General features: G+C 38.9%; 16 protein-coding genes and 1 pseudogene. 4 read left to right on the forward strand and 13 right to left on the reverse strand.

Translation table 11 applies throughout. The features are described 5' to 3' along the window. Positions 1–233 (forward strand): hypothetical protein (locus ACH0QE_RS16900; RefSeq protein ID WP_415801740.1); only part of this gene is annotated, 233 nt, incomplete at its 5' end. Positions 234–280: 47 nt separating this feature from the next. Beyond that, a complete protein-coding gene (locus ACH0QE_RS16905; protein WP_415801741.1) occupies positions 281–844 on the forward strand; it encodes a GNAT family N-acetyltransferase in 564 nt (187 codons plus the stop codon). Between the two features lie 125 nt (positions 845–969). Here the strand turns inward: ACH0QE_RS16905 and ACH0QE_RS16910 are convergent, their stop codons facing one another. The 6 genes and pseudogenes from ACH0QE_RS16910 to ACH0QE_RS16935 all read right to left on the reverse strand — a co-directional run bounded on the left by ACH0QE_RS16910 (position 970) and on the right by ACH0QE_RS16935 (position 4,896). Continuing rightward, the gene (locus ACH0QE_RS16910; protein ID WP_415801742.1) at positions 970–1,467 is read right to left on the reverse strand and encodes a GNAT family N-acetyltransferase; all 498 of its coding nucleotides are present in this window, start codon (positions 1,465–1,467) and stop codon (positions 970–972) included. Between the two features lie 74 nt (positions 1,468–1,541). After that, a complete protein-coding gene (locus ACH0QE_RS16915) occupies positions 1,542–2,462 on the reverse strand; it encodes a DUF1002 domain-containing protein (RefSeq protein ID WP_415801743.1) in 921 nt (306 codons plus the stop codon). A 53-nt stretch (positions 2,463–2,515) separates the two neighbouring features. Beyond that, positions 2,516–2,749 carry a hypothetical protein gene (locus tag ACH0QE_RS16920; protein WP_415801744.1) on the reverse strand — a complete coding sequence of 78 codons (234 nt, stop codon included), beginning with the start codon at positions 2,747–2,749 and terminating at the stop codon, positions 2,516–2,518. Positions 2,750–2,845: 96 nt separating this feature from the next. Continuing rightward, on the reverse strand, positions 2,846–3,571 hold the full coding sequence (locus ACH0QE_RS16925; RefSeq protein ID WP_415801745.1) for a hypothetical protein: 726 nt from the start codon (positions 3,569–3,571) through the stop codon (positions 2,846–2,848). A 4-nt stretch (positions 3,572–3,575) separates the two neighbouring features. Next, on the reverse strand, positions 3,576–4,280 hold the full coding sequence (locus ACH0QE_RS16930) for a hypothetical protein (protein ID WP_415801746.1): 705 nt from the start codon (positions 4,278–4,280) through the stop codon (positions 3,576–3,578). A gap of 32 nt (positions 4,281–4,312) precedes the next feature. Continuing rightward, a pseudogene (locus ACH0QE_RS16935) lies at positions 4,313–4,896 on the reverse strand (YdcF family protein). A gap of 260 nt (positions 4,897–5,156) precedes the next feature. Between ACH0QE_RS16935 and ACH0QE_RS16940 the strand changes: the two are divergent. Then, positions 5,157–5,678: a MerR family transcriptional regulator gene (locus ACH0QE_RS16940; RefSeq protein WP_415801747.1), complete on the forward strand. Its 522-nt coding sequence runs from the start codon at positions 5,157–5,159 to the stop codon at positions 5,676–5,678. 120 nt (positions 5,679–5,798) lie between these two features. Here the strand turns inward: ACH0QE_RS16940 and ACH0QE_RS16945 are convergent, their stop codons facing one another. The 7 genes from ACH0QE_RS16945 to ACH0QE_RS16975 form a co-directional block, all read right to left on the reverse strand. After that, positions 5,799–5,999 carry a cold-shock protein gene (locus ACH0QE_RS16945; protein WP_023614065.1) on the reverse strand — a complete coding sequence of 67 codons (201 nt, stop codon included), beginning with the start codon at positions 5,997–5,999 and terminating at the stop codon, positions 5,799–5,801. 108 nt (positions 6,000–6,107) lie between these two features. Continuing rightward, on the reverse strand, positions 6,108–7,136 hold the full coding sequence (locus ACH0QE_RS16950) for an ion channel (RefSeq protein WP_415801748.1): 1,029 nt from the start codon (positions 7,134–7,136) through the stop codon (positions 6,108–6,110). A gap of 18 nt (positions 7,137–7,154) precedes the next feature. Then, the gene (locus tag ACH0QE_RS16955) at positions 7,155–8,384 is read right to left on the reverse strand and encodes a glutathionylspermidine synthase family protein (RefSeq protein ID WP_415801749.1); all 1,230 of its coding nucleotides are present in this window, start codon (positions 8,382–8,384) and stop codon (positions 7,155–7,157) included. A gap of 10 nt (positions 8,385–8,394) precedes the next feature. Continuing rightward, the gene (locus ACH0QE_RS16960) at positions 8,395–8,859 is read right to left on the reverse strand and encodes an RNA helicase (RefSeq protein WP_415801750.1); all 465 of its coding nucleotides are present in this window, start codon (positions 8,857–8,859) and stop codon (positions 8,395–8,397) included. 15 nt (positions 8,860–8,874) lie between these two features. Next, a complete protein-coding gene (locus ACH0QE_RS16965) occupies positions 8,875–9,273 on the reverse strand; it encodes a DUF350 domain-containing protein (protein WP_041965731.1) in 399 nt (132 codons plus the stop codon). A 15-nt stretch (positions 9,274–9,288) separates the two neighbouring features. Further along, entirely contained in the window at positions 9,289–9,732 is a 444-nt protein-coding gene (locus tag ACH0QE_RS16970) for an aminotransferase yhxA (RefSeq protein ID WP_415801751.1), read from the reverse strand. 202 nt (positions 9,733–9,934) lie between these two features. Continuing rightward, complete coding sequence (locus ACH0QE_RS16975) at positions 9,935–10,060, reverse strand: hypothetical protein (RefSeq protein ID WP_415801752.1); 126 nt, start codon at positions 10,058–10,060, stop codon at positions 9,935–9,937. Between the two features lie 88 nt (positions 10,061–10,148). Here ACH0QE_RS16975 and ACH0QE_RS16980 point away from each other — a divergent pair. Continuing rightward, positions 10,149–10,606: LacI family DNA-binding transcriptional regulator (locus tag ACH0QE_RS16980; protein WP_415801753.1), on the forward strand; the 458-nt coding region annotated here is incomplete at its 3' end.

Here is a 10,606-nt window from a genome sequence, read left to right on the forward strand (position 1 = left end):
ATGGCCAACTGGACATGGAGAAGTCCAGTAATGGCCTAGAATTAAAGCTAAGAGAGTCTATTTCCCATGAAAAATCCGCTGAAATTCAAAAAGGGGTTCGGAATGAGAACATTCCGAACCCCTTTTGTCGACAAACTGAGAGACGCTGTCCTCAGCGTCTCTTTTTCTGTCGATTTGAACATTTTTTGTATTTTTGTTCTTACGCAGGAAATACTAGAATTGAAGAGAATTAGTTAACCATAAGCGTCTAGCCTCATATCTATTAAGGAGGTACGGAAACATGCAGACACCAGATATTTTATCAGGTGAACAAGTTATATTGTGTAAAATTAAAAATCAGGATTTGGACACATGGTGGAGCCTAATCCACAATGACGAACATCCTGAATGGAAAAAATGGGATGCCCCTTACTATCCTCTCAGGCGAGTAAACCTTGATAAGTTTAAAGAACAAATGTCGAACCTGATCAATCAAGGCTATGACAGAAAATATCTGATCAAAGTAGAAAATGAAATTATTGGAATGGTGACATATTACTGGGAACATGAATCTTCTCAATGGCTAGAAATTGGGATTGTCATTTATCTTCCAGAATTTTGGAATGGCGGGTATGGGACAGAGGCATTAAAAGTTTGGATTGGACACCTTTTTAAAACCTTTCCTATTCCAAGAATCGGCTTTACTACCTGGTCTGGCAATTCTAGGATGCTTACGGTCGGTAAAAAACTGGGAATGGTAGAAGAGGCTCGAATCAGGAAATGTCGACTCTATAACGGGAAATACTATGATTCAATAAAAATGGGATTATTAAGGGAAGAATGGGAAGCTCAGCAACAATCCTGAATCGGAACATGTCAGAAACTTGCCTCAATGTATAGAACTTTATGCATTTAAAACAGGCTAAAAAAGCTCTTGTTCCAAGCGTATTTAGCCTGTTTTCTTTATGTCATCGTAATTGATCCAGTTACTTAGATTATTCTAGCCATATAGAACTCATCTTTATATTGACCATCGACAAGCAATGAATCCTTCTTGGTTCCTTCAATTTCAAAGCCCATCTTCTTATATAATAAGACCCCTGCCCGATTCTCTGTCATCACCGTTAATTCCAATCTGTGAATCTTAACTTCAACCCCCCAGCTAAAAAGCTCTTCAAAAAGTCTTGTGCCGATTCCGCAGCCGCGAAAACCTTCCTTAATTCCAATAACAATATAAGCTGTATGTTTAGTTCTGCTTGCACTTCCTCCTTTTGCAATTAAATAGCCTGCCAGTCCACTTTCAGCTTCAGCCAGGAAAATATTTGAGTTATCTTCAGCCCTAAGAGTCTGAATCATTTTACTTTGAGCCTCAGGATTGAATTTTCTTTCACCAGGTCCAAAAAGCATGAAATTAGTGGTACTTTCAACCTCTTGAATCAGTTTTGCAAAATTCTCTGTATCTCGTTCTTCAGCTTGACGTATTTTCATTGAAGATCTCCTCACTATCTTTCATTTTGCAGACTCTTTTATACATTCAAAAAACAGAGGAAAAATCCTCTGTTTTAAGAAAAGATGCTCTTAATGCTTTCAATTAGTTCTTTAAAGAAGTTAGAGACTGATTCCAGGAAACCTTTGTCCCCTACTGCCTCCTCGATTCTCTTCTGGATATCTGTAGAAAGGTTTTCTAACTGAGTTTTAACATTGTCAAAATTGATGTTCAAATCGCGCATCTTATTGAACAGGTCAACAAGAAGTTGCCTGTCTTCAGGGTTAAGCTGTATTTCCAGTGACTTTAACTTTTCATCGATTATTTTCTCGATATCTTCTTTTGTTGCTGGGTTCTGAGCAGCAATTTCTTTTTTGATTTCTGTCAGGAGCTCACTCACTTTATCCTGGTCAAGCCCCTCTTTTTTAGCCAGTTTTGTTGCCAGGTCCAATTCCTGGTTCGCAACTTCTGTACGATCCTTATCCAGGGCTGTTCCTTCACCCTCATCATATGCCTTATAAATTCCCACTAATGCAGAATGCCCTGTCACCTTGACAGGTGAGGCGACATCCACAATTGCGTCCTCAATCCCAGCTGTCAACAGAGCGTTGGCATACATCTCGTCAGTTACTTCAGTAATATTCTCAGGAGTAATCTGATTGATCACCAGTCCTTCGCCGGTATCCTTCCTGGTAATCTTCGCAGATGAATACATGTTCGAATGTTCATCTCCGTCAATATAGGTCACAAGATCTTTTCCTGTTACGACGATTTCTTTTACTTTAGCAGGATCTTTGACTCCAAGGAGATTTCTCACTTCATCTTTTTGCTTATCAGAAAGTGCTTCCCCATATACAACAATGGGAAGTCCATATTTCTCGTTAATGGCATCCTCCTCATTATCATTGGAAGCAAAGGCAGGAAAAGTATAGATTCCTAGAGTTAAAACAAATAGACTTATTAAAACTGAGATTTTCATCAAGCGCTTGGTAATCATCTTATTTTTCTCCTTTTTTTACATTATTCTACAAAACCCTTACGCTGCTTATCCTATTTGGATCCTGTTGAATGATTTTCCATTACTTCGGCTCTTTTTTCAAGTTTTTGAACTCTGTGCATTAAGTTGAAGACCAATGTAGTGATGAAGCTCAACTGGATGAACAAAAAGATTCCGATAAAAAATACAGAATCAATTTCAAATCCTGAGAATAACAGCATCAACAAATAAAAAACTAAAATACCTCCGAATATGTTACCAATAAAAATAAACAGCCAATTATCCAATAAACTCCCGCCTTTATACATGTTCCGATAATATTACGTTCTTTTTAATAAAAAGGTTTCACCTTTCAAGTAAACTCCTATAAAGGAAATTGGTGTTTAATAAACCTCATTTTCGTTTAAAAATCTAAGAGTCTCTGTAGATTGACCACCGCTGCCAAAGCCATTACGATCAGGGAATGACGGAAACTCCACCCTACCGTCCTTATTTGTTGTTTGCCAGCCAAAATAATAATGAACTGGAGGAAAATAATCAGCAAACAAAGGATTCGGATTTTTTTCTTTCAACAGCTTATTTTCTGTTTCCATATATGTTTGCCACTCTGAAGGAATTGGGGAGTAACCGTATGAATACTTTCCGACCTCTGCACTGAAATCCATTTGAATACTCGGATCATACTGATGCTTTCCCTCAGTGATGGAATAACCACGATCTTTTATCAAATAAAACGTCAAATTGTCCAAATTATTTTCTGGATGAAAATTCCACATAATAAAATGTGTTGCAGGGTCATCAGAGTCAATTTTCCAAATTTGCGGCATGCTTCCACTAGAATAGCTTACTAATTCCCACTTATGCTTCTTCCATTCCCAAAAGCTTATACCATGACTTTCCGTTTTTGTAGTGAAAGGGATATATACATGCCTATCATCAAGAAAAATGATGTCCTGGATTTCCTCTACGTGTATTCCGTTATATGGATTCATCAGGGTTTTTTTTATTTTCTCTTTGTTAGGAAAGGCTGATGGAGGAGCGAGATAATTCCAATATAAAATAACACCAACAGTAAGAATTAAAAGAGTCACCAGCACCTTTTTTCGCATAAAGCTACTCCCCCTTCATCAGAAAAGTTTTTTCGGCACGAAAGTATACTTGCTTTTGTCCTGTTGAAATCAAAACCCCTTTACCATCTCGTTCCACAAAAATCATTGGCTGAATCCCGCTCCCCCATTTTGCTTCGGTTCCAGAAAGCTGATAGGGGAATCTTTCATCCAACTTTGCACGTTCCAGTCCAGACTCAAATGCTTCTTGATACCACTTCTCACTATATATAGGTTCTTCTTTGATACTATCTAATTGATCACGAAAAGAGCTCCGGTCTAATGCTTTATTGGCTGCAGACGGATGCGTTTTAATTATATGTCCGTCGGTGATAACCGAAATATAAGTTGATATATCACTTTTAGGATAAATGCCTGAATGCACCAGTGGAAGAATGAGCGACACTGCTAAAAAGATATAATTGGCGAAGAAACCTAACCACACATATTTCCGATACTTCTCCCAGCTCTTCCCTTCCTCTTTCCGAGAATAGATTCCATATAAAATCCATACACCAAGCGGAAGGATGGCTAATTTTATCTGTTGGTCCATATATGGCAGGTTAATAGAAAAAGAGAATAAGCCAACAAAAATAACAACTGCCAGCTTCCATATAATTGGTTTTAAATCCTGTTTACTATAGATACGTCTTGCCAGAATGAAAATAGTACCCCATGCCACTATATTCAAAACAATCCCTGGAGCGTTCATACATTCACCTCATCTTCTTTACTGCTTTATACCTACCTGAAAACATTGATCATGAAATATTTCGTCAGCGCCAGGTATTCTCTTATATAGGATTTCAACACTGCCTGAATTGGCGTCTTTGCAGGCAATCCATTTATTTTCAGTTCTTCATTGTCTGCTATCATCTTGGAACGGAAGATATGGAAATCATTCGTCACCACTAAGCCAATTTCAGCCTTTTCAGGAATGAACTTTTTAGAAAACCTAATATTTTGGTATGTGTCAGTGGACTTGTCTTCGAGGAGAACCCTTGATTCCTCGATTCCATTTTGCATTAGTTCCCTTTTAATACATTCGGCTTCTGATATGTCTTCCCCTGGGCCTTTCCCACCGGAGGCGATCGCAATAGTACCGGGGTTTTCCTTTAGATAATTTGCAGCGTGGTCAATACGGTATTGCAGAGCCAATGAAGGAACTGTTCCTTTAACCCGCGCTCCTAGAATTATCATATAATCAGCATTCACGGGCACATCCATGTTAGTGTGCTGGATTATTTTGTAATGGAGGTAACCTACATAAACATGGAAATAAGAAGTCCAGTTACCACAATTTTTTTAATAATAGGTTTCTTTATCATGATGATTCCCCCCCCAAATCGCTACTCTAATATTACCATCCTTTACCATAAAAAGTTTGCAGTTTTCTTTAAAAAATGGATAACTTGATAAAAAATAACATAACTCGACTGATTATTATAATAAAGTTGCGGCAGTTTTACCTAAAAGAGTATATGGTGATGTTTCTACACTTTCTTTGACGAAACTCAACTAGTTTTGTCAGTGACAAAGGAATAGAAAATTAAAAAGCGAAATTTTACTATAACAAGGAGGGATTTTGATGAATACTAGCGCAGTAGCAAAGCTGCTCGGCGTTTCACCTAGCACAATTCAACGCTGGGTGAAGCAGGCAAACCTTCAAATGGAGCGTACGGAGTTAGGACATTACCAATTTTCCGAAGAAAGTATTGAGATCTTAAAAGACATCAAAGATCAGCTTAATAAAGGAGTTTTATTGCAGGATTTAAAAATTAAAGGAAGAAAGCATAGAAAAGCGACAATCCCAGCTGTTAAACCGGATATCGCATTGGATAAGCTAATTGAGCGCATGGAGGATTTTGAAAACAGGCTTAACAGAAAGGCTGATGAAGTTGTATCTTATCAAATCCTACAGCACCGCAGGGAAATTGAGGATTTACAAAATGAGGTAGCAAGGCTGAAAGAAGTGATTACAAGCATGGAGGAAGCCGCAGCACAGCAGGAACAAGTGGCCAAGGAGGAACAACTACAATCTATAGCACCTGTTTCTTCCTTAAGAAAATTCAGAAAACGAAATATAATCAGTTCCTTTTTTGGATTTTAATTTGGCACATCAGGGATGTGGTTCTTTTTTTGAATTTTACTCAAAAGCAACAATATTTACGGAAAAGTCAAATCAAAAAAACAGACCCATAAAATCTGAGTCTGTTTTAGGTATCCTTAGTTAGGCTTTCTGTACGTTTGTCGCTTGTGGGCCACGCTGGCCTTGTTCAACTTCAAATGTAACTTCTTGACCTTCATCTAAAGATTTGTAGCCTTCTCCCTGAATTGCTGAGAAGTGTACGAATACGTCTTCGCCGCCTTCACGCTCAATGAATCCAAATCCTTTTTCACTGTTAAACCATTTTACCTTACCACGTTCCACAATTGTTGCCTCCTAGCGATTAAAAAAATTGCAATTTAACCTTGCGTGATTATTATATCCTTTTAAAGATATTTTAAACCAAAAGAGAAGAATATTTTTGAAGGAGGTTTAGCTGCATAATTTTTTATAGGTTGCCTCATCGCAAATGACAAACATCTCCGTACCCTCCGGAATTTCTTCATTATGTTTTCTGGCAATGTCAAGCGCGTGTCCATCTGATATGAGTGTTGCTCCGTGGTCAAAGAGCTCCATGGCCGCTTGCTTATAAGTGGTCCAATGCGGCTTCTTCTCGATTTTATAGAGGTTCTCTCCTTCCATATTGCTGAGCAGTTGTTTAAACAGCTTGCTCGAACCAGGAAAGATTGCAGCCTGAGCCATGAGTTTAGATACTGATTCATTGGATAAAATAAATTCATCGATGTTCGCATGTTCGAACAACGCAATATGCTTTTCCTTCATAATTTCAGCAATCGTATAAATATTTCTATTGGATTGTTTCGAGATATGTTCTACCCTTGATGCTATAAGCAAAGTTTTCCCATCAGCGTATTCAGGAAACTCAATCCGATCATCCGTAAAGACGGCTACTGATTTGGACTCGAGGATATTTGCCTGCATCAGTATTTCTTCTTCAGCAGGGTTTCCGCTGACAAAATGTACTCGGTCATGCTGCACTGGTGACTCATTGCTGTGATCGACGATGACTATATCACACTTTTTATTGGAGTTCAGGATCTCCTCAACAACATTACTAAGTTTATCTTTGGAGGAGCCGATCAGTATGTAGTGGTCCTTCCCTTTATATGCCAACTTCCCTTCCTCCTTCATTTTTTTATACAAAGTCAAACTATCAAAAATCTTGCCAATGATAATACCCATTGCACCAATCCCGACTGTATATAGCAGTACCATCGTAAAAATGCGGCCTAAATCACTGCTGGGTGAGTAATCACCGTAACCAACCGTCACGACCGTGGTCATTGTCCACCAAACTGCATCAAGGTATCTTGGAAAAGTTTCTGGTTCAAGTGTCTTGATAATCAAGCTGCTTAATAGGATCACTCCGAGAACGATCAAGGTGATTTTCAAAAGACTGACTTTCAGCAGTTTGGTAAACAACCTCTGTAAAATCCACATGAATGGGCCTCCTTTCTCTTAAGACAACCCTACAGGTAAAAAGCAAGAAAGGTTGTTTGTAATTTCTCCTCCGACACGGTAACCGAGCGCGGATGATTTTCCGTTAACAAGAAAGCTCCCTGTTAAAACATGTCCTTTTTGCTGACCATTTTCTGAATTGTATGTAACAGTGGGCAGTTCGATATACTGCTGAAAAATGGATGGGACATCATGGTAGTTTTTATGTTTTTCTTCCATTATCAGTTTACCAGTGGAACTGTATATTTCGACTGTGTCTCCTTCTCTCCCGAAGATAGGCTTTTTGACAAAAGGAACTTGCTTCGTTAAAAACGGCTCCGCTTCCAAATAAGTAGGCAGAAAATATTCGTTAATCCATTCATGCTCATCGGGTGTAAAAAACGAATCGTTTTTTTCATGTAATCCCCATATTACCGCCTGCACAGCCTTATTCTGCAATAAGAAGGCAGACGGAGGATTAATCATTGCCAATTTCTTTTTTTTAACGAGCTCAAGCAGCCACATACCGATTTTATTTCCTGATTCGTCTTCATCCATAATCAGGCTTTCTATCGGGAATGTCTGCCGGTAGAGGATGTCAATCTTGCGCCCTGTTTCATCATAGAGTCCAGACTCCGGTATAATCTTTAGTTTATCTAGTGAAAGGAACCTGGAAGGGAGACCATATAAATTCTGCAAGTATAAGACTGTATTTCGGTCTTCAATATTATCTTCATGTGCGGTGAAAACCACATATGGCTCTATCTCCTCCAGCCATTTGGCTGATGAAGCGACAGCTGACCTGACACCTCTGGCCAGCTGATCTTCCATTCCCTCATTTGGGTTCCCAAGCCCAAATTGAGTAGCTACAGATCCATTTACGTTAAATAATTCCTTAATGAATGTTGGAGTATCAGAATTTATCTCGATGCACTTGTATGTATTTTCAGTTTTAATCAGATCAAGCCTAGCAATTACGCTTTCAACATTTAACGTACTGAGCCGTATAAAATCGAGGGTTTCATCCGGATACCCGAGTTCCCTTAAGGTATCCGGGTTAACATTTCTAAGGAGCTCACTAACTTTAAAAAATATTTTTCCAATTCTAGTTGTACAATTCCTGATTGCTTCAACTTCCCCCTGATCAATGTTGGATATATCATATAGAGCATATTCTTCTCCATACAAATCAGGCCAGAAATTCTTGATTTCTCTATAAAAATTATCTCTCTTTGTCTTGTAGTCTTCCATGGAATTCCTCCTATTCCATGCCGTTTTCACCAATGGCTTTAACATACAGGACGTAAACTCCCCGATCTTCATCAACTTCCGTAGAGGTAACAGCCATCTGGCCAAAGCTAGGAACATCAACAATATCCTTTAACAAATAGCGGATTACATCAAGGTGAGTTCGGCAAGGAACAGCTGAAAGCAACTTATAGTTCTCGCTTTCTTTGTACCTGCGGAATTCCACGTGGATGCCCATTCCACGATAACTTTTCTCATCGAGGACATAATTGTTCCTGCCCCTGTCCTCAAGAACGAGTATTTCTTCATCCCCAACCATCTCATTGGATATCAGTTCATACTGGCTTCCTTTAATAATGAAATAAGTGCAAAGCTGGCGGGCATAAAACTCATCTATCCCGACATTTGGGATCGTATATTCGTATAATGGTTCATAGTTGTCTTTTCCATCATGAACAAAGTAAGTTAGTTTTTTCATGGATGTTTTCTCCTCCTAATAAGAAAGGCTTTTTGCAACAATCCAGCCTACAGCAAGGGAAAGTGAGAAGAGAATGACACCCACAGAACGGTTGTCTTCTTCAATCGCTTTTTGGAGGCTATATCTGACCGTAACAACCTCAGCGACAAAGAATACAATGATTTGCGTAAAAATTCCAATTGAGCCCCAGATAGCCATATCCAGCAGGGATACCGAATATTCCGCTGCTGCTCCCAGCACGATTGCAAGTCCCAGCATTTTCCCACCAAGCGAAAGAGCTGCTGTTATATTTCTTTTGCCAATCAGTTCAAACTCCTTTATCTTTGGAGTAGCCAGTACGAACAAGCCAACCCCTGCCGTTAGCAAAAGCAATCCAAGACCTAAATAAGCGGCAAAATTCAAATATAGATTCATTAATTTTTCTCTCCCTTAACCGCCAGTAGTGCTTCTTGACCCGCTGCCGAATCCTGAACTGCCCTTTGGCGAAGTGTTTTTATAATTACTGTCTAGTCTTGCTCCTTTAAATGATGAACTGTTCTTGTACTTCATATAGTCATTGCTCTTATAGAGTAATGATCGGTTCGCAAAGAACATACCCGCGAAAAAGTAATGTCCAAAATATGGAGAGTTGTTATCATCACATTCCCAGACACCATCTTCGTTCTCCCATTCCCAGTCTGAACAATCGGTCCCTTCTGGTACAGGAGGAATATCCTGGCCCTGCTCAGAATTCCAATCCTGCCCTTCATCGCCAGATACATCCGGTTCCCAATCCCGGTCCGGAATGGCCTGTTGGTTGTTATTGCAACCAGCCATCCCCATCATCAAAGCAGTGGCAGAAATACTCGCGATCACCTTTTTTGTTTTGCCCATTTTATTTCACCTCTTTCTTATTGACGTAAATATTTACGGAAGACCAGGGGAAAAAGTTTCAAATTCTCCCTTTTTTTCGAACTTCTTATTATTGTAACACTTTCCTTTTATAGTGATGCTCATTTCATTTTTAAGTGACAAATTTACTTCTAAAATCCTTAACTTAATTTTCGGCAACACTTTGTGTTTTCCTTTAATAGAATTAATTTTTTCCATTAAAGAATTCTTCGAAATTAAATTCCTCTATATCCGCGTTTCCTAATGCAATTTTTGCTAAAATGATTTCAAATAGGCATAATCCTGCTAACATTGTAATTCCTGCAACCATAGTGACAGCTCCTTTAAAATATGTTTGTATAAACGATAATTTATGGAACGCGTTTCATGTCAAGAATATTTTTTGCGAGGTTTTATTAATGGCTAATATCCGAGAAATTGCCCGACTGGCAGGAGTGTCGGTTTCCACTGTGTCACGGGTGTTGAATCATCATCCTTATGTAAGTTCAGATAAACGGGAAGCAGTTTTGAAAACCATAAGAGAACTGGACTACAGCCCTAATATTAATGCTGTTCATTTGTCCCGCGGAAAGACCAATATGGTTGGAGTCGTACTGCCAACAATTAATCATCCTTATTTTTCAGAACTCCTGGAAGGAATTGCTGAAGAAGCAATAAAGCATAATACCCAATTGGTGCTTTTTCAGACAGGGTATCATCAAGAAAAGGAATTCGAAGCGTTAGAACAACTTCGTGGCCATCTTATCGATGGGGTGATTTTTGCTTCACGTGCCATTCCGTTTGATTCACTATTGAAATATAAAGATGCCGGTCCGATCGTGTTATGCGAGGACTCTGATCAAGATCAATTTCCATC

This window comes from Mesobacillus sp. (assembly GCF_047739415.1).
Taxonomy (GTDB): domain Bacteria; phylum Bacillota; class Bacilli; order Bacillales; family Cytobacillaceae; genus Mesobacillus.

Coding starts and splice junctions, on each gene's coding strand:
- ACH0QE_RS16905 (WP_415801741.1), top strand. CDS start 281: ATGCAGACACCAGATATTTTATCAGGTGAACAAGTTATATTGTGTAAA.
- ACH0QE_RS16910 (WP_415801742.1), bottom strand. CDS start 1,467: ATGAAAATACGTCAAGCTGAAGAACGAGATACAGAGAATTTTGCAAAA.
- ACH0QE_RS16915 (WP_415801743.1), bottom strand. CDS start 2,462: ATGATTACCAAGCGCTTGATGAAAATCTCAGTTTTAATAAGTCTATTT.
- ACH0QE_RS16925 (WP_415801745.1), bottom strand. CDS start 3,571: ATGCGAAAAAAGGTGCTGGTGACTCTTTTAATTCTTACTGTTGGTGTT.
- ACH0QE_RS16930 (WP_415801746.1), bottom strand. CDS start 4,280: ATGAACGCTCCAGGGATTGTTTTGAATATAGTGGCATGGGGTACTATT.
- ACH0QE_RS16940 (WP_415801747.1), top strand. CDS start 5,157: ATGAATACTAGCGCAGTAGCAAAGCTGCTCGGCGTTTCACCTAGCACA.
- ACH0QE_RS16950 (WP_415801748.1), bottom strand. CDS start 7,136: ATGTGGATTTTACAGAGGTTGTTTACCAAACTGCTGAAAGTCAGTCTT.
- ACH0QE_RS16955 (WP_415801749.1), bottom strand. CDS start 8,384: ATGGAAGACTACAAGACAAAGAGAGATAATTTTTATAGAGAAATCAAG.
- ACH0QE_RS16960 (WP_415801750.1), bottom strand. CDS start 8,859: ATGAAAAAACTAACTTACTTTGTTCATGATGGAAAAGACAACTATGAA.
- ACH0QE_RS16965 (WP_041965731.1), bottom strand. CDS start 9,273: ATGAATCTATATTTGAATTTTGCCGCTTATTTAGGTCTTGGATTGCTT.
- ACH0QE_RS16970 (WP_415801751.1), bottom strand. CDS start 9,732: ATGGGCAAAACAAAAAAGGTGATCGCGAGTATTTCTGCCACTGCTTTG.
- ACH0QE_RS16975 (WP_415801752.1), bottom strand. CDS start 10,060: ATGGTTGCAGGAATTACAATGTTAGCAGGATTATGCCTATTTGAAATC.